Genomic DNA, 24,026 nt, shown 5'->3' on the forward strand with positions numbered 1-24,026 from the left:
TGCGTTTGTTTGGAGATTACAAAATGAACATTAAGAGCCTTCTTCTTGGCTCCGCTGCTGCCCTCGCAGCAGTCTCCGGCGCTCAGGCCGCCGACGCCATCGTCGCCGCCGAACCGGAACCCATGGAATACGTCCGCGTCTGCGACGCGTTCGGCACCGGCTACTTCTACATTCCAGGCACCGAAACCTGCCTCAAGGTCGGCGGTCGCGTCCGTTTTGATGCCGCTTATGGCAGCGCTTACAGCCCGGATGCCGATGGTCTCTACACCAACAGCCGCGCAGAGCTCTATCTCAGCACCGCTTCGGACACCGAAATGGGCACGCTGAAGACCAACCTCACGGCGCGCTTCGACTACGATCCGCATAACCCGTCTTACGGCTACGAAGAAAATACCCGTACGCGCCTGATGGTTGCGACGATCGAACTCGGCGGCTTTGCGGTCGGCCTGCAGGATTCGCTCTATGAATCCTTCATCGATTACGCCGGTAACGTCGACAGCGACGACGTCATCAATTACGGCCCGAGCGAAGTCAACATGGTTGCCTACACCTACAAGGGTGGCAACGGCTTCTCGGCATTCGCCGCTCTCGAAGACGACGGCCAGAACGACAACGACACCGCCGGTGGCGCCAGCGACTGGCCGAATGTTGCCGCTGGTCTGAAATACGACACAGGCAATTTCATGGTTGGCGTAACCGGTGGTTACGACGAATCGGTTGAAGAAGGTGCCGTCAAGGCACGTGTCGGCGGCAAGTTCGGCGCGTTCACCGCCTTCCTCATGGGTGGCTGGAACAGCGACGGCGACAGCTTCAACTCCTATGCACCTGAAATCATTGATGGCTTCGGCTGGGGTGATTGGGCCGTCTGGGGTGGTGCCGGTTACGAGTTCAACGAAGACCTTGCTGCCAACATGCAGGTTTCCTACTCTGATAGCGACGTCCTTTCGGCTGTCGCCAACCTGCAGTGGACGCCGATCCAGGGCTTCCTGATCCAGCCGGAAATTGCCTACACCAAGTGGAACAACGCCACGCTCGACGACGAAGCATGGTCGGGTCTCTTGCGCTTCCAGCGCACATTCTAATTTCTGCGATCAAACCCGAAAGGCCCGGCATTGCCGGGCCTTTTTGCATTCTGAGGTGTGATCAGATGAACCAGGCGCTGCAAGATAAGATTATCGGCGCCCCAACCGCAGGTCTGTCACGATATCCGACGTCTGTCCGAGCCTGACCTTGTAGACCTGGTAGTTCTCCATTACCCGCTGCACATAGTTGCGCGTTTCGGGGAAGGGGATGCGCTCGATCCAGTCGACGACTTCATCGATCGGCTTGCCGCGAGGATCGCCATAGCGGGCAATCCACTCGTTCACCCGTTTCGGCCCCGCATTGTAGGCGATGAAGGTCATGATGTAGGAGCCGCCGAACGTCTCGATCTGCTCTCCCAGATAATGGGCACCGAGCGTCGCGTTATAGCCGGCATCGCTGGTCAATCGGTCGGCCTTGAACGCCAGCCCGTGGCGCCTCGCCACGCCCTGGGCGGTCGTCGGCAGGATTTGCAGCAGCCCGCGGGCGTTGGCCGGTGACACGGCTGTCGGATTGAACGCGCTTTCCTGACGGGCGATCGCGTAGGCAAGCGCCTTGCCGGACCCCTCGATATTGGCAGCCGTCGGAATGACGCCGAGCGGATAGGCAAGCGCTGCAACGTCGATGCCGCGCGAAAAGGCACTCTTGCCGATCGAGAGCGACAGCGCATGGTCACCCTGCGCTTCGGCGCGTGACGAAAGCAGCGCGAGTTCACCGGGGCTTGTCAGCTCTTCGCCAAGTGCCTTGTAAAGCGCTGCCGACCGGCGATCGTGGCCGGCGGCGTCCAGTCTTGCGATAGCCCGAACGGCCTCGCGGTTTTCGAACATCTGCCGGTCGGCTGCCGATGGCGTCGGATAACTGACATCGAGCGTCCGCGTGCCCAGCCTTGCGGCGGCGAGCTGGCCATAGAATGTGCCGGGGAACCGGGCAGCGCGGCTGTAGAATTCCGATGAGGAACCCGGTCCGCCAGCTTCCGCGGCGCGTCCGAGCCAGTAGAGCGCGCGCGATGCCGAGAGCGGACGGCTCGAGGCGGCAAGAATCCTCGAGAAATGCTTTTCGGCTGTGGCCGGATCGTTGAGCGCCCGCAGCGCGTACCAGCCCGCATGGAATTCCGCATCCACCTTGTCGGTGGAGAGAGCCGCCATTGGGTCGGACACCGTCCGGTAGGCCAGCCTGACATCGCCGAGATCGGCGAGCCCGCGGGCAACGATTCGCTGCTCGTTCCACCATTCGCTGGTGTTGATCAGACGGCCCGCTTCGCGCGGAGCCTTTGCAAGAAGCGCTGCGGCCTCCTGGTACTTGTCCTGGCGGCGCAGATATTCGATCCGCACGAACAGGGTAGCCGGATCGCTTGCCAGCGAACGGTCAATTGCCTCGATCGCCGGTCCTGCCGTCTTTGCGTTGACGATGACGGCGTTCCACGCCTTGTAGAGCGATTGCGAACCGCCGAGCTCGGCAAAGCGCTTCGCCTGCGCGCCGCGGCTGCGGTACATCAGGTAATCCATCCGCGCCCGGTGATCCGCAGGCGAAAGAAGCGCAGAAAACTCGGCAAGGATCCGGTCTTCCATCGGCTTGTCCAGCGGCTCGGATGCCCAGATGTTTTTCAGGATGCGCCCGGCATCGGCATGTTTGCCGCTTGCCACCAACGCCCTCGATAGAATGACGGCACCTTCCGGCGTTTCCGGTTTCGTCGTGCCGAAAGCGGCAAGCACCTGGGCCGGCGTCGGGTTTTCGCGGTAGAGCGCGCGTTCGGACTGCGCCCGCAGGGTGGAAAGCCCAGGCCATCCGACGAGCCTGCGCTGCGCAGCGGCAATTTCGCTCGAAGGAATACCGCGGGCGCCCGAGGTGGCAATCGCCCAGGTCAGGATCTTTTCGTCGAGCGAGCCTTCCGGCAGGCTGTCGCGCATGGCGATCGCCTGTGAGGCATCGTTGTCGGAGAGTGCATCGAGACCGGCCTTGAGAGCAGGGGCGGGAGCGGGCGTCGCAAGCGGCCGGTTCATCCTGGGGATTGCGCCGGTAATGTCAGGCACGGGAACCAGCGCCGGAGTGGCCGGTGGTGTTGTCGGTGGCGCAGGAACGGGCGTCGGAACGGTGGTGAAGCCCTGGATTGCAGCGGGAGCGTCCGGCCTCACGAATGGGAGCGGTGCGACGCCTGCATTGGAACCTGGAGGTGCAGCGTAAGCCGGCAGGACCGCGACGCTGATTGACAGCGCTGCCCAGAGCGTCTTGAGGATTACAACGGGTTTGCTCATCCGGCAACTCGCGACAACGATGTTTCAGACCCCTTATTAGCTGCTGACAAGCTTAACAAAACCTTACCACAGCGGTCACGATCGCGCGAATTCTTAAGTGGGATTTACGCTGAAAACCCATGTACTTCCGCTTGTCGCCGCCCGGTCGCCGATTTATGGTGCCCAGCCTTAGTCGCGGATTACGGCCGAAGCATGGATTGTACCATGCCCTTCGGCCTTTGGGAGTTTTGCATGTTCAAGGGATCGATCCCCGCTCTCGTCACCCCCTTCTCCACCGACGGCGCGGTGGACGAGGATGCTTTCGCCGCGCATGTGGAGTGGACGATCTCGGAAGGCAGTTCCGGTCTGGTCCCGGTCGGCACGACCGGCGAATCTCCGACGCTCTCGCACGACGAACACAAGCGGGTCGTTGAACTGTGCGTCGAGGCCGCCCGCGGCCGCGTCCCTGTCATCGCAGGCGCCGGGTCCAACAACACCCGCGAAGCGATCGAGCTTGCCCAGCATGCGCAGACCGCGGGTGCCGATGCGCTTCTGGTGGTGACACCCTATTACAACAAGCCGACCCAGAAGGGCCTGATCGCGCATTTTTCCGCGGTCGCCGAAGCAACCGATCTGCCGATCATCATCTACAACATTCCCGGCCGGTCGGTCATCGACATGACCCCGGAAACGATGGGTTTCCTTACCAAGGCCTACAAGAACATCGTCGGCGTCAAGGATGCGACCGGCAAGATCGAGCGCGTCTCCGAACAGCGCATCACCTGCGGGTCGGAATTTTTGCAGCTGTCCGGCGAGGATGCGACGGCACTTGGCTTCAACGCCCATGGTGGCGTTGGCTGCATCTCGGTGACGGCCAATGTCGCGCCGCGGCTTTGTGCCGAGTTCCAGGCCGCCACGCTTGCCGGCGATTATGCCAAGGCACTCGAGTATCAGGATCGCCTGATGCCGCTGCACAAGGCGATCTTCATGGAGCCCGGCGTCTGCGGTTCGAAATACGGGCTTTACAAGGTCCGCGGTCTGAACCGCGCCGTCCGCTCTCCACTGATGTCGACGCTGGAACCGGCGACGGAAGCTGCCATTGATGCAGCACTGCGTCATGCGGGTATCCTGAACTGAAGCCGCAGCGCTTCACTTTTGCTGCCTGGCGCATTACATAGAAATCGAACCCCGCTCATCGCCCATGGGCGGGGATTGTGTTTCAGATGAAGGGCGACGGAAGATTTCAATGGCCCCCAAAGGCAGCCAGCGCACGGTGAACAAGATTGTCGCGGAAAACCGCAAGGCCCGCTTCAATTACGAGATCCTCGATACCTACGAAGCCGGCATCATGCTGACCGGCACCGAGGTCAAGTCGCTGCGTGACGGCAAGGCAAATATCGCCGAGTCCTACGCCTCCGACGAAGGCAATGAAATCTGGCTGATCAACAGCCATCTTCCGGAATATCTGCAGGCCAACCGCTTCAACCACGAGCCGCGCCGTCGCCGGAAGCTGCTTTTGTCGAAGCGCGAGATCTCCCGCCTGCGTGTCGGTATCAACCGTGAAGGCATGACGCTGGTGCCGTTGAAGATCTACTTCAATGAAAAGGGTCGCGCGAAACTCGAACTGGCGCTCGCCAAGGGCAAGAAGCTGCACGACAAGCGCGAGACCGAGAAGGAACGCGACTGGAACCGCGAGAAGTCGCGGCTTTTCAAGGCCGGTTGAGGCTGACCCGTCGGGCGTGCGTTAAGCGCGTGCTCGAGCGAGCTTGAAAACCCTCACTGCGGAACAAAACCATACATCGCCCGTTTCAGCTCGTTATTTTGGGGCAAGTGGGCGATGACGAAAAAGCAGATCTTTACCTACATCACGATTGTCATCGGCTTCGGCGCCGCCGGCTACCTTCTGTACCACACGTTCCGCGAATACTCGCTCAGCGACATAGTCCAGTCCGTCCGGGATATCCCGACCTACAATCTCGTCATGGCGGGCCTGTTTGCCGCCGGGTCCTATGTCTGCCTGTCCGGCTTTGATTGGGCTGGCGTGCGCTACGTGAAGAACGACCTCTCCTATCCCAAGATCGGCCTTGCCTCCTTCATCGCGCTGTCGATCGGCCAGAGTGTCGGCCTGTCGGGTCTCAGCAGCGGCGCGCTGCGCTATCGCTACTATCATCACTGGGGCATGAGCACCGAGGACGTTGCCAAGATCGTTCTGTTTTCCGGTGTCACTGTCGGCATCGGCATGGCCGTTCTGTCGGGTATCGTGATGATCATCAATCCGAAGGATGCCGCAACAGTCCTGCGGCTGTCGGAGGCGATGGTCATGGGGATCGGTTTTGCCTGCCTCGCCGTGACGGGTGTATATCTCATCCTCGCGGCAACGGTGCGCGCGCCTTTGAAGATCCGCTCCTGGAGCTTTGAAATGCCGACGCTCAGGATCGCCATCGCACAGGTGGTAATCGGCACGATCAATTTCGCGCTCGTATCCGCCTGTCTGCGCGAAGTCATGGCAGCGAGCGCCGATGTCAGCTACCTGAAGGCCGCGACCGCGTTCGTGCTCGCCAATCTTGCAATCCTCATTACCCATGCGCCCGGTGGCCTCGGAGTCCTCGAGGCAACGGTTCGTCATGTAATGGGCGACCAGGCGTCGATTGGTTCGCTTGTCGCGTTCCGAGTGATCTACTTCTTCATTCCGTTCTTTATCGGGCTTCCCCTGGCCCTGATCGTCGAGGGCGTGTTTCGTGCACGAAAGCGCAGCGCCGGGCAGGGGGCGTCATCTTCGGTGACGCCGGAGCCGCATTCGGCCTAGTCGTTTTCCCCAACAAAAAAAGGCGCCGTCGAACGGCCCCTTTTTTCTTTCCGGGGATGATCTCAGCCTTCGGCCGGTTCGGGAGCAGGCTCCGTCGGCCGTGGTGCGCGTTCCGATGGATCGCGGCCCACTTCGGCTTTCAGTGTCATCAGATCGATGAAATGATCGGCCTGCCGGCGCAGGTCGTCGGCGATCATCGGCGGCTGCGTCTGCATCGTCGAAACGACCGAGACCTTGCGACCGCGGCGCTGCAGCGCTTCGACAAGATTGGTGAAGTCGCCATCGCCCGAAAACAGCACGAGATGATCAACGGTCTCGGCCTGTTCCATCGCATCGATCGCGAGCTCGATATCCATGTTGCCCTTGATTTTGCGGCGGCCAAGCGAATCCGTGAACTCCTTGGCGGGCTTTGTCACAACCTTGTAGCCGTTGTAATCCAGCCAGTCGATCAGCGGCCTGATCGACGAATATTCCTGATCCTCGATCAGCGCCGTATAGTAATAGGCACGCAACAGATAGCCGCGCTTCTGAAAAGCCTTCAGAAGCTTACGGTAATCAATATCGAAACCAAGGCTTTTCGAGGCCGCGTAAAGATTAGCACCGTCGATAAAGAGAGCTATCTTCTCTCTTGGGTCAAACATATGTCTCCATCCCCTTCAAGCTGCTTGACCAAGGACCCGTCAAATGAAAAGTTGAGCCGATCGCTTAGGTATTTATCGGTTAAATTACCAGCTAATCATATAAATGTCATTTATGGTAGGATTCGCTTTTATCCAAGCAACCTTTCGTTGAATCTGGCCAGAGTCATCGCCACCTCGGTCGGCGGCATGCGGCAGTCGGCATGAATAAACTTGAATTTCGCCGGCAATGGCTGTATCGGGCGTAGCAATTCCGAAAATAACGACCGCAAAGGACAGGCAATGGCCCGTGTCACAGTAGAAGATTGCATTGACAAAGTCGATAATCGTTTTGAGCTGGTGCTTCTCGCCAGCCACCGTGCCCGCCAGATCTCGCAGGGCGCAGCGATCACCATCGATCGCGACAATGACAAGAACCCGGTCGTCGCACTGCGCGAAATCGCCGACGAAACGCTCTCTCCCGACGACCTGAAGGAAGACCTGATCCATTCGCTGCAGAAGCATGTCGAAATCGACGAGCCCGAGCCCGATCCGGCAACCCTGATTGCTGCCGGCAGCACGTCGACAGCCTCTGGCAACGACGAGGAAGACGGCGCCGCGGAAACCGTCAATTTCGACCAGATGTCGGAAGAAGACCTTCTCGCCGGTATCGAAGGCCTTGTGCCGCCGGAAAAGAGCGACGATTACTGATTGATGCATTGTTTGGGCAAGGGACCGTTCATTCTCTCGCCCTAATCTGTCTTGATATCTATGATGGCCGCGCTGATCTGATGGTTGGCGCGCCATTTTTATTTTGTTGGACCCGGTATCGAGGGCATTTCACGGGATGATGAGGCAGTACGAGCTTGTTGAGCGGGTGCAGAAGTACAAGCCCGAGGCCAACGAAGCTCTTCTCAACAAGGCCTATGTCTACGCCATGCAAAAGCATGGCCAGCAAAAACGCGCCTCTGGCGATCCCTATATCTCGCATCCGCTCGAAGTGGCTGCCATCCTCACCGACATGCATCTCGACGAGTCGACGATCGCCGTCGCGTTGCTGCACGATACGATTGAGGATACGACAGCGACCCGCGCCGAGATCGACGAGCTGTTCGGCGAGGATATCGGTCGTCTCGTCGAAGGTCTGACCAAGCTCAAGCGTCTCGATCTCGTATCGAAAAAGGCCAAACAGGCCGAAAACCTGCGCAAGCTGCTGCTGGCGATCTCAGACGACGTGCGCGTGCTGCTGGTCAAGCTTGCCGACCGGCTGCACAACATGCGCACGCTCGACCATATGAAGGCCGAGCAGAAGGCACGCATTTCCGAAGAGACGATGGATATCTATGCGCCGCTGGCCGGCCGCATGGGCATGCAGGACATGCGCGACGAGCTCGAGGACCTGTCCTTCCGCTACATCAACCCGGAAGCCTATGCGACTGTCACCCAGCGGCTGGCCGATCTTTCGGCCCGCAACGAAGGGCTGATCAAGAAGATCGAGGACGAGTTGCGCGATCTTCTCGTCGCCAACGGCCTGCCGGACGCCGCCGTCAAGGGGCGCCAGAAGAAGCCCTATTCCATCTTCCGCAAGATGCAGTCGAAGTCGCTGTCCTTCGAGCAGCTTTCCGACCTCTACGGTTTCCGCATCGTCGTCGACGACGTCGCCTGCTGCTACAAGGCGCTCGGCATCGTTCATACCCGCTGGCGCGTCGTGCCGGGCCGCTTCAAGGACTACATCTCCAACCCGAAGCAGAACGACTATCGCTCGATCCACTCGACGATCGTCGGCCCGTCCAGGCAGCGTATCGAATTGCAGATCCGTACCGAGATGATGCAGGAGATTGCCGAATACGGGATCGCCGCGCACGCGCTCTATAAGGATGGCCAGTCGGGTGGTGCCAAGGGCGACGATCTTCTGCCCAAGGAATCGAGCGCCTATTCCTGGCTGCGCCATACGATCGAGTCGCTTGCCGAAGGCGACAATCCGGAAGAATTCCTGGAGCATACCAAGCTCGAACTGTTCCAGGATCAGGTCTTCTGCTTCACGCCCAAGGGCAAGCTGATCGCGCTGCCGCGCGGTGCCACGCCGATCGACTTTGCCTATGCGGTTCATACCAATATCGGCGACACCACGGTTGGCGCCAAGATCAACGGCCGTATCATGCCGCTTGTCACCCGGCTGAACAACGGTGACGAAGTCGAGATCATCCGCTCCGGTGTTCAAGTTCCGCCGGCCGCGTGGGAAGAAATCGTCGTCACCGGCAAAGCCCGCTCGGCCATCCGCCGCGCTACCCGCATGGCGATCCGCAAACAGTATGCCGGCCTCGGCTATCGCATTCTGGAGCGCACCTTCGATCGCGCCGCAAAGACCTTTACCCGCGAGGCGCTGAAGCCTGCTCTGCATCGGCTTGCCCACAAGGATGTCGAGGATGCGATCGCTGCCGTCGGGCGAGGGGAGCTGTCGTCGCTCGACGTGCTGCGCGCCGTCTTCCCTGATTTCAAGGATGAACGCGTTACCGTGAAGCCATCGGCCGATGACGGCTGGTTCAACATGCGAAGTGCGTCCGGCATGATGTTCAAGCTGCCGAACCAGCCAAAGGCACCGCTGGAGGATGCCCAGACGGCCGTCAATGCCGGCGATGTCGTTGCGTTGAGCCCTGAACCGGTTCCGATCCGCGGTCTTGCCGGCAATATGCAGGTGCGTTTCGCACCGAGCGGCGCCGTGCCCGGAGACCGTATCGTCGGGATCATGGACAAGGGCGAGGCGATCACCATCTATCCGATCCAGGCGCCGATCCTGCAGCACTTCGATGAGGAACCGGAGCGCTGGATCGATGTGCGCTGGGATCTCGACGAGGCCAACAAGTCTCGTTTTCTGGCCCGTATCGACGTCAACACGATCAACGAGCCAGGCACCCTTGCGACGGTCGCGAAGACAATCGGCGGTGTCGACATCAACATCCGATCCTTGTCGATGGCCAGCAATCGCGCCGCCGATTTCTCCGAGATCGCCATGGAAGTCGAAGTCTGGGACGTGCGCCAGCTCAATCAGCTCCTGACGCAGCTGAAGGAACTGGACTGCGTTTCCAACCTGAAGCGTGTCTACGACTAGACCCCAGCCGATCGTCGACGCGGACTGCCTGTTTTGAGTGCGCTCCCTTTGAGAGGGTATGCATTTAATGCAGGGCTGGGAGGTAACCCTTGCGTTGGTAAAGCCCGCTGGTTCAGCCTATATCTGCTGCACCGCAACATTTACCGAAAGAGACGTCAGATGTTTACCTCCGTCCGCAAGTTCGCCCGCGTCCTGCGCGGCCCTTCCGTCCAGGAACGCGAAATGGCATACCTCAACGAAGCCTGCGATCGCTTCGATCTCGAGCACCGCGTTCGACAGATCGACCGTGGCATGTTCCGCAAGTCCATCTGAATTCAATGACATGACAGCGGCTCGGTCGTCTGTCGTGAAGTAGATTTATCCGGGGGCCGTGCGCGAAGCGGCCCGATGCCAGCGGCCAATTTTCGCCATCATCTTGGGCTTCCGCTACGAAGACCGTTTCCGAACTGAGATGATGGTTCTCGGATCCTTCACCGGACCGAACCAGAAAGAAGCTGCTTCATGCCCTTTCGGCGCCGCAAAGCCCCGACCTTCCGAGAAAAGCTGTATCGCGCAATATTTCCCCCGAAGGGGTTCCGCCGTGTGCTCGGATATTACCGGCTCAAGATCTTGCGCATCGGCGGTTCGCCGCATGCGGTTGCTGCCGGTCTTGCCATCGGCATGGTCAGCGCCTGGACACCCTTTCTCGGCTTCCACATCCTTTTTGCGATTCCTTTTGCCTGGGTGCTGGGCGGCAGCATGGTCGCTGCGGCGCTTGGCACGGCCTTCGCCAATCCCGTTACTTGTCCCATCATCTGGCCCCTTACGTGGGAAATCGGCCAGTTCATCCTTGGCCGCGCTGGCGGCGGCGAAGCGCGGCCGGTCGATCTAGCGGCGCTGTTTTCCCAGCTCAAGCTATCGGAACTCTGGGACCCGATCCTGGAGCCGATGCTGATCGGCTCGCTGCCTCCCGGACTGTTCTGCGGACTGCTTGTCTATGTCGCGACCTATTTCGGGATCCGCAGTTTTCGCATTAGCCAGACGGAGCGTCGGCTTGCCCGCCGCAGCGAATATCAGCAGGCCTATGAGCGGGAATATCAGCCGGGGAACTTGACGGCGCAGCCGGCAGACCGCAAGTCAGTCGATGCTTGAGAAAGAGGGACTTTGATGATTATCGGCATGGGCAGTGACCTCATCGACATCCGTCGAGTTGAAAAATCCATCGAACGTTTCGGGGAACGGTTCACCCATCGTTGTTTCACCGATATCGAGCGCGCAAAGTCCGATCGTCGGAAGAACCGCGCCGAATCCTATGCCAAGCGGTTCGCCGCCAAGGAAGCCTGCTCCAAAGCTCTCGGCACCGGCCTTGCAAACGGCGTGTTCTGGAAAGACATGGGCGTTGTCAACCTGCCGGGCGGCAAGCCGACCATGGTGTTGACGGGTGGCGCGGGCGAGCGGCTGGCGGAACTGATGCCCGCCGGTCAGGAGCCTTTCATCCACGTCACGATCACCGACGAGTATCCCTATGCGCAGGCCTTCGTGATCATTGAGGCGCGACCGGTGGCCGCTCCGTGAGCGTACCAGAATTTGGCGAAGCGGTGGCCCATTGCCGCCGCTCTGTGAAGACGCTAAAGCATGTCCCGCAAAAGCGCGCAGCGGTTTTGTAGCTACAAGGTGCCACGCAGGAATGACCTGAACGGCGGGCGTGATCTCTCGAAGATTGCGGCACGTTTCACACAGGTAGCCATCCGCCGTGAAGAGAGAGATTGAAATACGTGTCCGATAACGCCGAGACGAAGCCGCAGAATGCCCTTTGGGAAAACATCAAGGTCATCATCCAGGCCTTGCTGCTGGCTATGGTGATCCGCACCGTCCTGTTCCAGCCCTTCACGATTCCGTCCGGCTCGATGATGCCGACGCTTCTGGTCGGCGACTATATCTTCGTCAACAAGTTCGCCTACGGGTTCTCGAAGTATTCGATGCCGTTTTCGCCGGACCTGTTTGAAGGCCGTGTCCTTCAGTTCAGCGAGCCGAAGCGCGGCGACGTGATCGTGTTCCGCCTGCCGCAGCAGCCCGAGATCGATTACATCAAGCGCCTGATCGGCCTTCCCGGTGACCGCATCCAGGTTCGCGACGGCGTGCTCTTCGTCAACGGAACCGCTGTACCCAAGCAGGGCGACGGCGCTTTCACATCCGACTACCGCTCCGATCCAGGCACCAACGTTCCAGTCTTCCGCGAGACGCTCGACAACGGCGTGACCTTTGACACGCTCGACCAGTCCCCAAGCTCGCGCGGCGACAACACCCGCGAGTTCGTCGTGCCGGCGGAACACTATTTCTTCATGGGCGACAACCGCGACAACTCGCTCGACAGCCGCTTTGACGAAGGTCCGGGCATGGTTCCGGCCGAAAACCTCGTCGGTCGCGCCAGCGTCATCTTCTTCTCGCTCGGCAACGACACGTCCTTCCGCGAGATCTGGAAATGGCCGTCCAACATGCGTTGGGACCGTCTCTTCAAGGGCGTTCATTGATGAAACCGCTCTCACTCTCGGATGAAGAACGCGGCCGTCTCGAGACGATAATCGGCCACGTCTTTTCCGAGAAGCAGTGGCTTGACCGGGCGCTGACCCACGCCAGCGTCGGTCTTGCCAAGGATGCCAATTACGAGCGTCTGGAGTTTCTGGGCGACCGTGTGCTCGGGCTCTGCGTTGCCGAACTTCTGTTCACTACCTTCCGGTCCGCACCGGAAGGAGAGCTGTCTGTGCGCCTTAATCAGTTGGTCAGCGCCGAAAGCTGTGCCATTGTTGCAGACGAGATGGAACTGCACCGTTTCATCCGAACCGGCGCCGACGTCAAGAAGATCACCGGCAAGCGGATGATGAACGTCCGCGCCGATGTGGTGGAGAGCTTGATTGCCGCCCTTTATCTGGATGGCGGACTGGAAGCTGCCCGCGGTTTCATTCTGCGTCATTGGAAGGCGCGTGCGACCCGCGCCGATGGCGCCCGCCGCGACGCCAAGACGGAATTGCAGGAATGGGCACATGCCAAATTCGGTGTGACCCCGTCCTACCGCATTGACGACCGCTCCGGCCCGGATCACGACCCGCGCTTTACCGTGACGGTCGAGATTCCCGGTGTTTCGCCCGAAACGGGCGCCGACCGGTCGAAACGTGCAGCCGAACAGGTGGCTGCCACCAGGATACTCGAACGCGAAGGCGTCTGGCAGAAGACCTCTGCTGAAGACTGATTGGACATCATGACCGAAGACAACACCACCGAAGGCAAAGACGAAGACGTAAACGCCGTTCAGCCGGAAACCGCGGTCGACGAGGCGGCGGCGGAACTGGTTGAAGCCGGCCCGACCCATTCCGGTTTCGTGGCGCTGATCGGAGCGACCAATGCCGGCAAGTCGACGCTGGTCAACCGTCTCGTCGGCGCCAAGGTGTCGATCGTCAGCCACAAGGTGCAGACGACCCGCGCCATCGTTCGGGGCATCGCGATCCACAACAACGCCCAGATCGTCTTCATGGATACGCCCGGCATCTTTAAGCCGCGCCGCAGGCTGGACCGCGCCATGGTGACCACCGCCTGGGGCGGCGCCAAGGATGCCGACATGATCGCGCTCCTGATCGACAGCGAACGCGGCCTGCGCGGCGATGCCGACGCGATCCTAGAGGGTCTGAAGGATGTGCATCAGCCGAAACTGCTGCTTCTGAACAAGATCGATCAGGTCAAGCGCGAGGATCTTCTGGCACTTGCTGCTGCGGCCAACGAAAAGATCGATTTCGTGCGCACCTTCATGATCTCGGCCACGACAGGCTCGGGTTGCGACGATCTGATGGACTATTTCTCCACGACCCTGCCGGAAGGCCCCTGGTACTACCCGGAGGATCAGATTTCCGATCTGCCGATGCGCCAGCTTGCTGCCGAAATCACCCGCGAGAAGCTCTTTCTCAGGCTCCACCAAGAGCTTCCCTACGCCTCGCATGTCGAGACTGAGAAGTGGGAAGAGCGCAAGGATGGCTCCGTCAGGATCGAACAGGTCATCTATGTCGAGCGCGAAAGCCAGAAGAAGATCGCTCTCGGCAAGAACGGCGACGCCATCAAGGCAATTTCGACAGCGTCGCGCAAGGAACTGACCGAGATCCTTGAACAGCCCGTTCACCTGTTCCTTTTTGTGAAGGTCAGGGAAAATTGGGGAGACGATCCACAACGTTTCCGCGAAATGGGCCTGGAATTCCCGAAAAACTGAATGTTTGACCGTTTTTGGCTTGCCGACTCCTTCCGATGCGTTAGCTTGATATCGGGAGAAGGAACTGCTGTGTAATTTCGAATGTTAGTAAATTCGGAAATGCTTAATTGTTATTCCCTAAAATACGCCGACGGGTTACGCTGGTTGTATTGAAGGACTGAGGCGATCTCGGCAAATCGTGGAGGTGGTGCCAGGCATGAGCGATATAAGACGTTTTGATGCCTTCAGTGGTATGGATCTCAGCGATGCGGTTGGGTTCTTCAGCTGGAACGTTCAGGAGAACAAGGTCTACGGCGATCAGGTCTTCGCATTCATCTACGGGGTCCCCTACAGGGACCTCGAGAGCGGCGCGCCGATCGAACAGGTCATCGTCAACGTCGACGATGGCGACAAGCAGCGCGTCGCAAAAGCCCTGCACGAGTCCATCATTTCTGGCAAAAAGTGCCATCAGAGTTATGGAATCACCCATGTGGACGGTCGCCGCGTCACGGTGACAGGGCAGGGACGATGCCTTCGCGACAAGCTCGGCCTGCCGTCGATCTACACAGGTTCCGTTACCGCTGTCGAAGTGGGCAGTGGTGCTCATTCTGGCGATCCACTCAAGACCCATTGTCTCGAGGCTTTGAAAATCGCCAACAGCCGCCGCCACGCGCTTGCGGCCCGCTACCTGTCCTCCGCACTCAACGTGCTGGATGGCGGCAAAAAAGCGTAAAGCATCCATGGTTCGTGCAAATTGCGGCTGCATCCTCCGGTCGTGCACGATGGCTGCAGAATCGCTCCCTTGGACATTCCTGTCAGCCAAAGGGCGCTCGTGATTCGTTACGTAGAACCCCGTAGCAACTTGTCATCTATCAATGTACGCGATTGCTAACGCGATGGTGATGGTACAACTACGCGTCGTATTGGCATAGGGAGCGTACATGGCACGCGGAACGATCGCTTCTGACGAAGCGGATCAGGATTTCATCAACGCGGTGGGATTCTACAGCTGGAATGTTGCAGAAAACCGCGTCTATGGTGACGACGTCATCGCCCATGTGTTTGGTCTCTCGATCGAGGACCTGTCGATCGGAATGCCGATCGACGTCCTGGTGCGCTACATCGACGAAGGCGACAAGCAGCGTGTGGCCAAGGCTATCCACATGGCGATCGTCGATGGTGCAGCCTACAATGCCGAATACAGCCTGACCCATCCGGATGGCCATAAGGTTAGCGTTCGCGCGAACGGGCGCTGTCTGCGCGATGTCGATGGGCTGCCTTCGATCTACAGCGGCACTGTCATCGTGCAGCCAGCGCTCGCCGAACCGATCCAGATCAGTGATCCGCTCGAGAGCCACTGCCGGGCAGCGCTGGATCTCGCTTCAGCGCGCGGCCATGCTCTGGCCGCGCGATATCTGTCTTCAGCACTCAACATGCTGACGCCGGATCTCGGCTGAGACGGAGATCTTACTTCTTGCGCTCCATCAGCGCCTTGACCTCTTCGAAGCGACAACGATTTTCGGGTTCCTGCTCACCCGGGCCGTAGCATGTCTTCGAGATGCAGAAGCGCAGCAGCGTGAATGGAGGTCCACCCTTGCCGAACTCGCAATCGATCTCGTTGGTGAAATCGGTCGGCTTGGCGTCCTGGCGGGTCGAATAGGTCAGACGTGCGCCCGGCGGATCGAGTTCCGGGAAGGACTGCACAATGCCGGTCTTGACGTCTGGAATGAGCAGGAAGTTCTTGGCAACCGCGACGCAGGCCTGTTCAAGCTGCGGCGACTGCGCGGCCGCAGGCGTTGGCAAGGCGAGGCCAAAGGGCATCGCGGCAATGATAGCGGTAGCGAGCAGGGCGTTTTTCATGTGATCTCCGGCAGCGTATTGCTCTTGGCTGTTCGGCGGAGAAATCCGCGGCGAAGGCAATTTGTTCCAGCCCGATCGAGAGATAAATCGAGGGAGGCGCGACAGCCACACCTAGACACCGACAGAGCCCGCAAACCGTGCCGGAAAGACGCAGAAACCGATTCAGTCCCAAGAGGTTATACGGTAGAACTGATCAACGCAGACAGGAAGTTCACCTATCGATGCAGTGGCAGGACGAGGCAATCATCATCGGCGTGAAACGCCACGGCGAGACGAGTGTCATCGCCGAACTGATGACGCGCGAACGTGGCCGCCATCTCGGCATCGTCCGTTCCGGCCGCTCGCGCGCGATGCAACCGGTGCTGCAGCCGGGAAACCGCGTGGAGGTGGTCTGGCGCGCGCGTCTCGACGAGCATCTCGGCGAATTCAAGCTCGAACCGCTGCAACTGCGTGCAGCAAAGCTGATGGAAACCGCAACGGCGGTCTACGGTGTCCAGGCGATGGGGGCTCTGCTTCGGCTGCTTCCCGAGCGTGATCCGCATCCGCACCTGTTCGAAGCTCTCGATATCATTCTCGATGCGATGGATGATCCGTCCGATGCGGGCGAACTCTTCGTCCGGTTCGAACTCGCGGTGCTGAACGATCTTGGTTTCGGACTGGATCTTTCGGAATGTGCGGCGACCGGCACACGCAGCGATCTTGTCTATGTGTCGCCGAAATCCGGTCGCGCCGTGAGCCGCGATGCCGGCGCTCCCTATGCGGACCGCATGCTGGCCCTGCCGGATTTTCTGGGAGAGGGAGCATCCAGGACTGCCGACCGCGACGGCATGGCCGCGGCCTTCCGTCTGACCGGCCATTTCCTATCCCGGCATGTCTATGAACCGCGCGGAATGACCCAGAGTACCGCCCGCGACGGGTTCGTTCAGGCGGCGCTGAAGGCGCTGTCGAAAGCCCCTGACGATCAGACGCCGCAAGGATCAGGTATCATTCCGCCGGCTGCATGACCGGTTGTCGGTTCACCGTCTTTTCGCGAATGGGCCAGTGGACGGCCGCGGCAAACAGGCCGAACACGACGCCGAACCACCAGACCATGTCATAGGAACCGAGCCTGTCGTAAAGCGCGCCGCCCATCCAGACGCCGAGGAACGACCCTACTTGGTGCGACAGGAACACGAAACCGCCAAGCAGGCCCAGATGCCGCGTGCCGAACATGATCGCCACCAGTCCGTTGGTCGGCGGCACCGTGGACAGCCACAAGAGACCCATCACGGCGGCAAAGATGATGACCGAGGTCGGAGACTGCGGCAGAAGCAGGAAGGCCGTGACGGCGATCGAGCGGCCGATATAGATATAGGCGAGCAGATAGGGTTTCGAGTAGCGCTGCCCGATCACGCCGGCGCCAAGCGAGCCGATGATGTTGAAGAAACCGATCAGGGCCATGGCGATCACCGCATACCGAGCCTCGATGCCGATATCGCGAAGATAGGCCGGAAAATGCGCGGTGATGAAAGCTACCTGAAAACCGCAGACGAAAAAGCCCGAGGTCAGCAACAGGTACGACTTGTGCCCGAAGGCTTCCCGCAGTGCCTGCGCCGCGGTCTGCTTGAACTCCGTCTGGTTCTGCGTGCCGGAGCTCGCGTTGCCACGGAGCGGGATGGCAAGCAGCGGAACAGCAAGCATCATCGCCGACATGATCATCAGACTGTCCGACCAGCCGTAGGCCGTGATCAGCGCCTGGCTGAGCGGCGCAAACAGAAACATCCCGGCAGAGCCGGCAGCAGTGCCGATCCCGAACGCGAAGGAGCGCTGTTCGGGCGTCACGTTGCGGGCAAAGGCTGACAGGATCGTGCCGAACGAACCGGCGCCGACGGCAAGCCCCACCATCAGGCCGCCCGACAGGTGCAGCATCGGAATTGATTGCGCGGACGACATCAGAAACAGTCCGCCCGCATAGAGGAGACCGGACAGGGCGAGCACGCGGCCGGTACCGTATTTGTCCGCTATCGCTCCGAAGATCGGCTGGCCAAGGCCCCAGGCGAGGTTCTGGATCGCCATCGCGAGCCCGAACGTGGTGCGATCCCAGCCACGATCGGACAACATCGGCAACTGGAAGAAGCCCATTGCCGAACGCGGGCCGAAGGTCAGCATCGCAACCAAGGCACCGGCCGTGATGATCAGCCAGGGCATCGATGAGCGCGCGGGGTTGGACATGCTTGCCTCCTGAAATCAGGCATTATCCATAGCCGCGCAGGTGTGAAATGGGAAACGACTTTTCCTGACGCGATGCATCACAACAGCTGATGCGACAAAGCCTTCTCTACAGCGCGCCGGGCGGCTCGATCGGGGGCGGTGGGACTTTGCCAAGCCGCGATTCGCGCCAGAGCGTGAAGGCGCCGGCGCTAATGACGATCGCACACCCGGCCACCATGTTGATGGTCATCATCTCGCCAAACAGCATCACACCGATCAGGCAGACGAGCACCGACTGTACGTAGAACATCGGCTGTACCGCGACGGCATCGACGAGCGAGTAGGCGCGGATCAGCAGATAGTGCCCGGTCATGCCGGTAACGCAAAGCGTCAACATCCAGAACCAGTCGGAAAGCGTGATGTGCGACCAGTAGAACGGACCGACCAGCGTGATCGCCGCAGCACCGGCAATACCCGTGTAGAAAAACGCGGTATCGGCCGTGTCGGTGCGGCTCGCGAGCCGGGTCAGCACCGAGTAGAGCGCAAACATCGTGGTGCCGATCAGCGGGATGACGATCCGGAAATCGAATGTCGCATGCAGCGGATTGATGATCATCAGGATGCCGGCAAAGCCGACGCCGATCGCGGTCCAGCGCCGCCACCCGACCTTCTCGCCAAGCAAGGGCACCGAAAGGCAGGCAACGAGCAGTGGCGTCGCAGCAAAGATCGTATGGGTGGCCGCAAGACCGACCTCGGCAAATGAGAAGATCGACAGCGCGATCTGGAAAACCAGAATGACCCCGCGGGCAATCTGCAGCCACAACCTGTTCGCGGACGCTGCACCTTTGACACCGCCGGACGAGCGACCGGCCACGATGAGCACGAAACCTGCGAAGGCCCAGTAGCGGATCATCGCCACGAAAATGGGAGGATAGGCGCCGCCCAGGTGTTTCGAGATGCCGTCCTGAACCGCGAAGATAATGACAGCAGTCAACGCGAAGAGAAGTCCCGTAGACCGAGATGTCATGATGGTGATCGATTCCAGTGCGGAGCGCGCAAGCGCCGCCGTGACGCCCTACGTTTGTGAGATCGGTGTTCTTGACCGGTTTTGACCTTTGTCAACAAACGCCGATTGGACATGTCTGCCATGCGGTGCCGTCAGAGGGAACCTTCAGACCCAGAAAAGGTATATGAAAAACTGCAAATAGTTCTGGAGACCTGCACTTGAGGTCTTCCCCGTACTGGCGACTGGAACATATGTTCTCAAGGTTGAGTTAGACTTGGGCAAGCAAATCAGGAGAAACGATGCTCACTGGGATGACGGAAGACCAGCGAAACGAATTTCTGGAGCGCATCACCGCGACCACGATTGCAAACCAGGCAATCCTGAAGTGTAGCATCAGCGGTTTTCCTTTGACGGCGGATAATGTTGTCGCCTTCGTTGGCGATTTTCTCGATCCGGAAAACCCGAACCTGCAGGAACTGATCGAAAAGATTGGTCACGCCATCGACGAGGTGCTGGATTGCCAGGGCCAGGCGATGCGCCTGTCGCGGTAGCACAGGACAGTTCTCAAGTCCGGAAAGGGGACGCGGTCAGGCAACGTACAGCCGCTTTTCCTTACCGATGCTTGATGGCCCAGGCGCCGCGCGTCGAGACCACTTTCACGTCGTCACCAATTGCGATCATGCCGCCGCCGCGCGGCACTGCGTTCCATCCGAACAGCGGGCCGGGAACGCGCCGGTCGGCCGACATGCGCAGGCGACCGAGTGCCGGCATCGGGTTGGCGACATCCCGCGAACCGGTCACCTGATCCTGGGTGATCATGATGCAGCGGGCGCAGGGTTTGACGAGATCGAGACGAAGGCCGCCGATCTCGATCGCCTCCCAATGGTCGTCGCCAAAGGCGTTCCCGTCGTCGATGACGATGTTGGCGCGGAATCGGTCCATCCCGACAGCGCCTTCTCCATGCTTCTCCATGGCGGCATTGATCGCCTCGAGCGAGCCAGTGGTCGTGACCAGGACCTGGTATCCGTCGGCAAATGTGACCGGCGTATCGGGTCCTGCCCAGTCGTCGCTTGCGGTCCGCTTCGAACGTTCATCGAAGAAAACAAGCCGCACGTCGCAGCCCAGCCAGTCGCAAAGGGTCGAGTTGATATCCTTGTCGGCCAGCGCGGCGCTGACGATCGAATTCCAAACGACCACATCGGTACGCCGGTAGCCCGGCGGCCGGGTGACGGTGATCTCGCCCTTGCTCTCCATCGAAAACCGGAACCCGTCCGTGTCGGGCAGGACCTGCAACTGCGCCATTTCTGGAAGATCGCGCTGGTTAACGAAATGCCCCCTGGTATCGACCAGCATCAAGCTGCGATCGCCGGGTATGCCCGTGGACGTCATCTGCGTCTCAGTGAGCGAAATGCCGCGGCCGCTCTTCAAGGGGTAGTAGTTAATCTCGCTGACATGCATGGGTTTTCCTCAAATTTCATCGAGAAAGAGGTCGAGAACACTTTTCAGACGCTGGTGTCGTTCGTTTGCCGCCTGCCGGCCGGCCTGCGTCTTGAAGCCGTCGGCGAGCTTGAACAGCTTCGTCTCGAAATGATCAATTGCAAACGTCCTGTCGTCCAGCGGTCGATGCTTGGCGAGCGGATCGGCCGGATCGTAAAGCGCGGAACCCATCCGCCCGGCAATGTAGAAACAGCGTGCCGCACCGATCATGCCGATTGCATCGAGCCGGTCCGCATCCTGCAGGATCTTCGCCTCGATCGTCTGCGGCTCGAGATTTGCCGAAAAACTGTGGGTGAGTATCGCATGGGAGACCGCATCGATCTCTGTATCGCTCCAGCCCATCTCGCCCAGAATGCCCGCCGCCTTCTCCGCGGCAAGACGAGACGCCTGGTTGCGCAGCGGGGAGTTCTTTTCCACCGCAACGCAGTCATGCAGCAGCACCGCGGCTGCCAGCACCCGCCCGTCGCCGCCTTCGTGTTGATGAATGCGCATCGCATTCTTGAAGACGCGGGCGATGTGAGCCAGATCGTGGCTTCCATCGTCGCCAGCACTGGCATGCGGAATGAGGCTTCTGGCCAGATCCTGGTGGGGCGAAAAGGCTTCTGCGAGTGACGCGGTCATGCTGGTTTCTACGAAGGTTCGTGAGAATCGTCTGTATTAGATGTGTCGTTCTTGTTGACTAGAATCCGTTGATAGAAAAGCCCGATTCCGATCAGAACTGCCCCCAGCCCGATGAAGGACAGGGCCCGCATAATGCCTTCGAGATTGGCCATGTCGATCAGGAAGACCTTCGCCACGGACACCAGCACCAGCACTGCAGAAGCAAGCCGCAGGCTCTTGGCGTTCCATTTCGAGCCCGCTACCAGAAGGCCGATGCCGATCAGGAGCCAGACCACAGAATAGGCATAGGTTTCGGAAGCGAGAAATCCCTTCCACTGGGCAATATTCTGGCCCTGGAAAAAGCGTCGAACCGAAAGCGTCGCCCAGAGAAAGCCGAGCAGGGCGCCCGAGACGGCGAGCATTGCCACATAGGGCGCTGGCCGCCGGCCGCGAGCCAAGTACGAGGTCAGTCCATAGGCGAGCGCCGGGAGAAGATAACCGAGCAGCAGAAGGTTGAGGACGGGCCAGGAGCCCGTGCTTTCGCCTGAAAAGAACGGATTGAGCGCAAACACATGCGCCGAGAGCACGTTCACCGTCGCGATCGCGCCGGCGATCATCGAGCCGTAGCGGAAGACCGGGCTCGGGCTTTTCAGGTCGAGCGTCATCAGAATGCCGGAGAAGCCGATCGTCAAGAGCGTGTAGATCGACTGCTCGCCAAGCGTCGGCGTGCGGGCATCGAGCACGCCGCCATTCATCGCGTGGCGTATCAGCACGGCAAGTGTCAGCAGGGCTGCAAGCGATGCCAGTCCCTGCAAAACGTTGCGGACACGGACATCGGGTGAATTGCGCAGCATCCAGGCTGCTACAATCGCGAGCAGGGTCGGAATACCGTAGCCCGGCAGCAGCGCATTGAAGAACGGCGTCGTGCCGAGACTGTCCGCGCCAACCAGCGTCGGCTGCCAGGCGATGCGGCCGAACACGATCGCGATTGCCGCCGCCATCATCCAGGGCAGGGCAGCCCATGTCCGCACTCGCATCGCCATCAGATAGGCAATGCCGAGACCGGAGAGAAGGATCGTCGTGACGATGCCGTTGGTGAGCGCGTGCAGTGCCAGCGTGAAGCCCGCGAAGGAGCCGAGCACAGCGATATTTGCCGGCCAATCGATGCCGTCGCCATCGCTTTCATCACGTCCGCGAAACAGCCACTCCGCCACCGCGAGCATCGCAAGTCCGATGCCGATGCCGTAGAGGCCGTGCGTCCAGTCGCGGAAAAAATTGCCGAAGTTCAGAAACGAGATGAACCCGATCGTGACCGGCATTGCCCCCATCATAAAGGACCAGAGTACCGAAAACGTCGGTTCCTCATGACGGAAGCGCCTGAGGAACCCGGCCCCGAGCAGCGTGAAGATGCCGCCGAGGAGCAGGAAGCCTGCAATCTCGTGGCCGAAAGCGGCAACGACAGGCGCGGTTGTGCCGGTCACCGGTTCGGGCATCACATAGGCGAGCAATGTCGACGCAACGGTCGCGATACCGGCAAGCGCGGCGAGCGCTGCAACCACGACCGTCCACACCCCGTAGCTGCGACTGCTGCCGACGGCGGCCAGCGCGCCGATCAGGGCGACGAAGACGAACAGCGGATGAAGAGAGCCCCCAGGCGTGGCGACCAGCATGGCGAGCGCCGAAATCGCGACCGTCACTGATAACGACAGGGTGATCCGCAGCGGTGGCCTCTTCAGCAGCGCCCGCCAGCCGCCGCTCCCTGTCGAGCCGCGCGTATAAACGCGGCCGGGCCAGATGAGGATCGTTCCGGCAATCATCATCAGCAGCACCAGCGAAGGCGGCATCATGTCGATCGGCAGCGATTGTGACGTGTAGGCGAGAACCCAGAGGCCGATCCCGAAATTGGCGATCATTGGCACCACGGTCCAGCGGCGGATGCGCGAGGCGGCGTTCAACGCCAGCCAGCTCACGCCGAGAAACAGGAACAACGCGTTGACGTCTGGGTCGTCGGTCGTCACCAGAAGCGGCGTGATCAGCGAGCCAAGCAGGCCAAGCCCGGCCAGCGTCTGCCCGTGCAGCAGCGACAGCGCGATTGTTGCAAACGAAATCAGGGCCATCAGCATGAAGGCGGTGCCGGAGCCGATGAAGTCGTAAAAGGCGTAGGCCGCGAAGGACGCGCCCAGCAGCGTGATGCTACCGGCGGCCGTCAGCGCACCGGGGATCATCGCATTGGCGTAGAGCTCCGACATCTTGGGCATTGCCCGACGACGCACCAGCTCGCCGGCAGCAATCAGCACCAGCCCGAAAATCGCCGCCAGCGACAGACGCGCACCGGGGCCGAGCAGCCCGGCCTCGATCGAATAGCGGACAAGGAAGATGCCGCCAAAGGCGAGTGCCACGCCACCCACCCAGACCGGCCAGCGAGCACCGAGATAGCTTTCCAGATTTTCACGGCGGAAGCGCGGAGCGGGCGCGGGGAGCGGTGGTGTTTCGGCTGCCTGATCGGACGTCCTCTCCTCGGGCGCCGTGATCTCTGCCAGGACTTCGGTCTTCGATGGTTCTGCTGCAGCCTTTGCAAAGCCCGTGTCTTCGACCATGTCAGCCGCGGCTTCGGTGCGGATCTCGGCAAGCGCCGTCTCGGGCGACACGACCACCTCGGAAGTGATGGGAACGCCGGTCAGCAGGCGCGCCCGGACATCCGAAAGTTCTTTCTCCAGCGAAGCGACCCGGCCCGTCAGCTTTCGCTGCGAGACGACGAGGGAAAGAATGAGAACGATCAGCAGAAGCTGGAGGATCATATGCTAGCGGGCTCGGTTGAGA

At 60.3% G+C, this 24,026-nt stretch carries 24 protein-coding genes; 16 read left to right on the plus strand and 8 right to left on the minus strand.

What is annotated here, in order from left to right; all coding sequences use genetic code 11:
• The first annotated feature begins 23 nt into the window (after positions 1-23).
• Positions 24-1,082 carry a porin gene (locus ACQY1K_RS05200; RefSeq protein WP_184654826.1) on the plus strand — a complete coding sequence of 353 codons (1,059 nt, stop codon included), beginning with the start codon at positions 24-26 and terminating at the stop codon, positions 1,080-1,082.
• Positions 1,083-1,172: 90 nt separating this feature from the next.
• Here ACQY1K_RS05200 and ACQY1K_RS05205 read toward each other — a convergent pair whose 3' ends face one another.
• A complete protein-coding gene (locus ACQY1K_RS05205) occupies positions 1,173-3,332 on the minus strand; it encodes a lytic transglycosylase domain-containing protein (protein ID WP_192076673.1) in 2,160 nt (719 codons plus the stop codon).
• A 231-nt stretch (positions 3,333-3,563) separates the two neighbouring features.
• Here ACQY1K_RS05205 and dapA point away from each other — a divergent pair, with 231 nt between their 5' ends.
• The 3 genes from dapA (at position 3,564) to ACQY1K_RS05220 (ending at position 6,117) form a co-directional block, all read left to right on the plus strand.
• Positions 3,564-4,448 (plus strand): 4-hydroxy-tetrahydrodipicolinate synthase, encoded by an 885-nt coding sequence (dapA, locus tag ACQY1K_RS05210; protein ID WP_430258470.1) that lies wholly within the window; start codon positions 3,564-3,566, stop codon positions 4,446-4,448.
• A gap of 109 nt (positions 4,449-4,557) precedes the next feature.
• Positions 4,558-5,034, plus strand: a complete 477-nt coding sequence (smpB, locus tag ACQY1K_RS05215) for an SsrA-binding protein SmpB (protein WP_062453395.1) — start codon at positions 4,558-4,560, stop codon at positions 5,032-5,034.
• A 114-nt stretch (positions 5,035-5,148) separates the two neighbouring features.
• Complete coding sequence (locus ACQY1K_RS05220; protein WP_092661804.1) at positions 5,149-6,117, plus strand: lysylphosphatidylglycerol synthase transmembrane domain-containing protein; 969 nt, start codon at positions 5,149-5,151, stop codon at positions 6,115-6,117.
• 62 nt (positions 6,118-6,179) lie between these two features.
• Here ACQY1K_RS05220 and ACQY1K_RS05225 read toward each other — a convergent pair whose 3' ends face one another.
• Positions 6,180-6,758, minus strand: coding sequence for an NYN domain-containing protein (locus ACQY1K_RS05225; protein WP_062453393.1), 579 nt, complete (start codon positions 6,756-6,758; stop codon positions 6,180-6,182).
• A gap of 279 nt (positions 6,759-7,037) precedes the next feature.
• Between ACQY1K_RS05225 and rpoZ the strand changes: the two genes are divergently transcribed.
• From rpoZ to ACQY1K_RS05275, 10 genes are all read left to right on the plus strand, one after another.
• On the plus strand, positions 7,038-7,445 hold the full coding sequence (gene rpoZ / locus ACQY1K_RS05230) for a DNA-directed RNA polymerase subunit omega (protein ID WP_062454756.1): 408 nt from the start codon (positions 7,038-7,040) through the stop codon (positions 7,443-7,445).
• A gap of 136 nt (positions 7,446-7,581) precedes the next feature.
• A complete protein-coding gene (locus ACQY1K_RS05235; RefSeq protein WP_430258471.1) occupies positions 7,582-9,843 on the plus strand; it encodes a RelA/SpoT family protein in 2,262 nt (753 codons plus the stop codon).
• 159 nt (positions 9,844-10,002) lie between these two features.
• On the plus strand, positions 10,003-10,155 hold the full coding sequence (locus tag ACQY1K_RS05240) for a DUF3563 family protein (RefSeq protein ID WP_082471869.1): 153 nt from the start codon (positions 10,003-10,005) through the stop codon (positions 10,153-10,155).
• Between the two features lie 189 nt (positions 10,156-10,344).
• Complete coding sequence (locus tag ACQY1K_RS05245; protein WP_430258472.1) at positions 10,345-10,974, plus strand: DUF2062 domain-containing protein; 630 nt, start codon at positions 10,345-10,347, stop codon at positions 10,972-10,974.
• A gap of 15 nt (positions 10,975-10,989) precedes the next feature.
• A complete protein-coding gene (acpS, locus tag ACQY1K_RS05250; RefSeq protein ID WP_062453390.1) occupies positions 10,990-11,397 on the plus strand; it encodes a holo-ACP synthase in 408 nt (135 codons plus the stop codon).
• 200 nt (positions 11,398-11,597) lie between these two features.
• Positions 11,598-12,353, plus strand: a complete 756-nt coding sequence (gene lepB / locus ACQY1K_RS05255; RefSeq protein ID WP_062454754.1) for a signal peptidase I — start codon at positions 11,598-11,600, stop codon at positions 12,351-12,353.
• Entirely contained in the window at positions 12,353-13,069 is a 717-nt protein-coding gene (gene rnc, locus ACQY1K_RS05260) for a ribonuclease III (RefSeq protein ID WP_371816122.1), read from the plus strand. The genes lepB and rnc overlap by 1 nt, the downstream gene beginning before the upstream one ends.
• Positions 13,070-13,078: 9 nt before the next feature.
• The gene (era, locus tag ACQY1K_RS05265; RefSeq protein ID WP_430258924.1) at positions 13,079-14,074 is read left to right on the plus strand and encodes a GTPase Era; all 996 of its coding nucleotides are present in this window, start codon (positions 13,079-13,081) and stop codon (positions 14,072-14,074) included.
• Between the two features lie 196 nt (positions 14,075-14,270).
• A complete protein-coding gene (locus ACQY1K_RS05270) occupies positions 14,271-14,786 on the plus strand; it encodes a hypothetical protein (protein WP_062453388.1) in 516 nt (171 codons plus the stop codon).
• Positions 14,787-14,994: 208 nt separating this feature from the next.
• A complete protein-coding gene (locus tag ACQY1K_RS05275; RefSeq protein ID WP_062579790.1) occupies positions 14,995-15,510 on the plus strand; it encodes a PAS domain-containing protein in 516 nt (171 codons plus the stop codon).
• 10 nt (positions 15,511-15,520) lie between these two features.
• On the opposite strand, the gene ACQY1K_RS05280 is transcribed toward ACQY1K_RS05275, so the two are convergent.
• Complete coding sequence (locus ACQY1K_RS05280; protein WP_430258473.1) at positions 15,521-15,913, minus strand: hypothetical protein; 393 nt, start codon at positions 15,911-15,913, stop codon at positions 15,521-15,523.
• Positions 15,914-16,134: 221 nt separating this feature from the next.
• Between ACQY1K_RS05280 and recO the strand changes: the two genes are divergently transcribed.
• Positions 16,135-16,917 (plus strand): DNA repair protein RecO, encoded by a 783-nt coding sequence (gene recO, locus ACQY1K_RS05285; RefSeq protein ID WP_192086791.1) that lies wholly within the window; start codon positions 16,135-16,137, stop codon positions 16,915-16,917.
• Here recO and ACQY1K_RS05290 read toward each other — a convergent pair.
• On the minus strand, positions 16,898-18,124 hold the full coding sequence (locus ACQY1K_RS05290; RefSeq protein WP_209900428.1) for an MFS transporter: 1,227 nt from the start codon (positions 18,122-18,124) through the stop codon (positions 16,898-16,900). The genes recO and ACQY1K_RS05290 overlap by 20 nt on opposite strands.
• Before the next feature lie 106 nt (positions 18,125-18,230).
• The gene (locus tag ACQY1K_RS05295; protein WP_062453384.1) at positions 18,231-19,130 is read right to left on the minus strand and encodes a DMT family transporter; all 900 of its coding nucleotides are present in this window, start codon (positions 19,128-19,130) and stop codon (positions 18,231-18,233) included.
• A gap of 278 nt (positions 19,131-19,408) precedes the next feature.
• Here ACQY1K_RS05295 and ACQY1K_RS05300 point away from each other — a divergent pair, with 278 nt between their 5' ends.
• Positions 19,409-19,660 (plus strand): hypothetical protein, encoded by a 252-nt coding sequence (locus ACQY1K_RS05300; protein WP_430258474.1) that lies wholly within the window; start codon positions 19,409-19,411, stop codon positions 19,658-19,660.
• Positions 19,661-19,721: 61 nt separating this feature from the next.
• Here the strand turns inward: ACQY1K_RS05300 and ACQY1K_RS05305 are convergent, their stop codons facing one another.
• From ACQY1K_RS05305 to ACQY1K_RS05315, 3 genes are read right to left on the minus strand one after another with little or no spacing between them, the layout of a single operon-like run.
• Positions 19,722-20,567 carry an MOSC domain-containing protein gene (locus ACQY1K_RS05305; RefSeq protein ID WP_430258475.1) on the minus strand — a complete coding sequence of 282 codons (846 nt, stop codon included), beginning with the start codon at positions 20,565-20,567 and terminating at the stop codon, positions 19,722-19,724.
• 9 nt (positions 20,568-20,576) lie between these two features.
• A complete protein-coding gene (locus tag ACQY1K_RS05310; RefSeq protein WP_430256355.1) occupies positions 20,577-21,227 on the minus strand; it encodes an HD domain-containing protein in 651 nt (216 codons plus the stop codon).
• A gap of 8 nt (positions 21,228-21,235) precedes the next feature.
• The gene (locus tag ACQY1K_RS05315; protein WP_430258476.1) at positions 21,236-24,004 is read right to left on the minus strand and encodes a DUF2339 domain-containing protein; all 2,769 of its coding nucleotides are present in this window, start codon (positions 24,002-24,004) and stop codon (positions 21,236-21,238) included.
• Positions 24,005-24,026 lie beyond the last annotated feature (22 nt).

The organism is Neorhizobium sp. IRS_2294, from assembly GCF_050500145.1.
GTDB classification, from domain to species: domain Bacteria; phylum Pseudomonadota; class Alphaproteobacteria; order Rhizobiales; family Rhizobiaceae; genus Neorhizobium; species Neorhizobium soli.

What these genes read in the sequence shown, in the direction of transcription:
- ACQY1K_RS05200 (WP_184654826.1), top strand. Translation starts at nt 24, where the DNA reads ATGAACATTAAGAGCCTTCTTCTTGGCTCCGCTGCTGCCCTCGCAGCA.
- ACQY1K_RS05205 (WP_192076673.1), bottom strand. Translation starts at nt 3,332, where the DNA reads ATGAGCAAACCCGTTGTAATCCTCAAGACGCTCTGGGCAGCGCTGTCA.
- dapA (WP_430258470.1), top strand. Translation starts at nt 3,564, where the DNA reads ATGTTCAAGGGATCGATCCCCGCTCTCGTCACCCCCTTCTCCACCGAC.
- smpB (WP_062453395.1), top strand. Translation starts at nt 4,558, where the DNA reads ATGGCCCCCAAAGGCAGCCAGCGCACGGTGAACAAGATTGTCGCGGAA.
- ACQY1K_RS05220 (WP_092661804.1), top strand. Translation starts at nt 5,149, where the DNA reads ATGACGAAAAAGCAGATCTTTACCTACATCACGATTGTCATCGGCTTC.
- ACQY1K_RS05225 (WP_062453393.1), bottom strand. Translation starts at nt 6,758, where the DNA reads ATGTTTGACCCAAGAGAGAAGATAGCTCTCTTTATCGACGGTGCTAAT.
- rpoZ (WP_062454756.1), top strand. Translation starts at nt 7,038, where the DNA reads ATGGCCCGTGTCACAGTAGAAGATTGCATTGACAAAGTCGATAATCGT.
- ACQY1K_RS05235 (WP_430258471.1), top strand. Translation starts at nt 7,582, where the DNA reads ATGATGAGGCAGTACGAGCTTGTTGAGCGGGTGCAGAAGTACAAGCCC.
- ACQY1K_RS05240 (WP_082471869.1), top strand. Translation starts at nt 10,003, where the DNA reads ATGTTTACCTCCGTCCGCAAGTTCGCCCGCGTCCTGCGCGGCCCTTCC.
- ACQY1K_RS05245 (WP_430258472.1), top strand. Translation starts at nt 10,345, where the DNA reads ATGCCCTTTCGGCGCCGCAAAGCCCCGACCTTCCGAGAAAAGCTGTAT.
- acpS (WP_062453390.1), top strand. Translation starts at nt 10,990, where the DNA reads ATGATTATCGGCATGGGCAGTGACCTCATCGACATCCGTCGAGTTGAA.
- rnc (WP_371816122.1), top strand. Translation starts at nt 12,353, where the DNA reads ATGAAACCGCTCTCACTCTCGGATGAAGAACGCGGCCGTCTCGAGACG.
- era (WP_430258924.1), top strand. Translation starts at nt 13,079, where the DNA reads ATGACCGAAGACAACACCACCGAAGGCAAAGACGAAGACGTAAACGCC.
- ACQY1K_RS05270 (WP_062453388.1), top strand. Translation starts at nt 14,271, where the DNA reads ATGAGCGATATAAGACGTTTTGATGCCTTCAGTGGTATGGATCTCAGC.
- ACQY1K_RS05275 (WP_062579790.1), top strand. Translation starts at nt 14,995, where the DNA reads ATGGCACGCGGAACGATCGCTTCTGACGAAGCGGATCAGGATTTCATC.
- ACQY1K_RS05280 (WP_430258473.1), bottom strand. Translation starts at nt 15,913, where the DNA reads ATGAAAAACGCCCTGCTCGCTACCGCTATCATTGCCGCGATGCCCTTT.
- recO (WP_192086791.1), top strand. Translation starts at nt 16,135, where the DNA reads ATGCAGTGGCAGGACGAGGCAATCATCATCGGCGTGAAACGCCACGGC.
- ACQY1K_RS05290 (WP_209900428.1), bottom strand. Translation starts at nt 18,124, where the DNA reads ATGTCCAACCCCGCGCGCTCATCGATGCCCTGGCTGATCATCACGGCC.
- ACQY1K_RS05295 (WP_062453384.1), bottom strand. Translation starts at nt 19,130, where the DNA reads ATGACATCTCGGTCTACGGGACTTCTCTTCGCGTTGACTGCTGTCATT.
- ACQY1K_RS05300 (WP_430258474.1), top strand. Translation starts at nt 19,409, where the DNA reads ATGCTCACTGGGATGACGGAAGACCAGCGAAACGAATTTCTGGAGCGC.
- ACQY1K_RS05305 (WP_430258475.1), bottom strand. Translation starts at nt 20,567, where the DNA reads ATGCATGTCAGCGAGATTAACTACTACCCCTTGAAGAGCGGCCGCGGC.
- ACQY1K_RS05310 (WP_430256355.1), bottom strand. Translation starts at nt 21,227, where the DNA reads ATGACCGCGTCACTCGCAGAAGCCTTTTCGCCCCACCAGGATCTGGCC.
- ACQY1K_RS05315 (WP_430258476.1), bottom strand. Translation starts at nt 24,004, where the DNA reads ATGATCCTCCAGCTTCTGCTGATCGTTCTCATTCTTTCCCTCGTCGTC.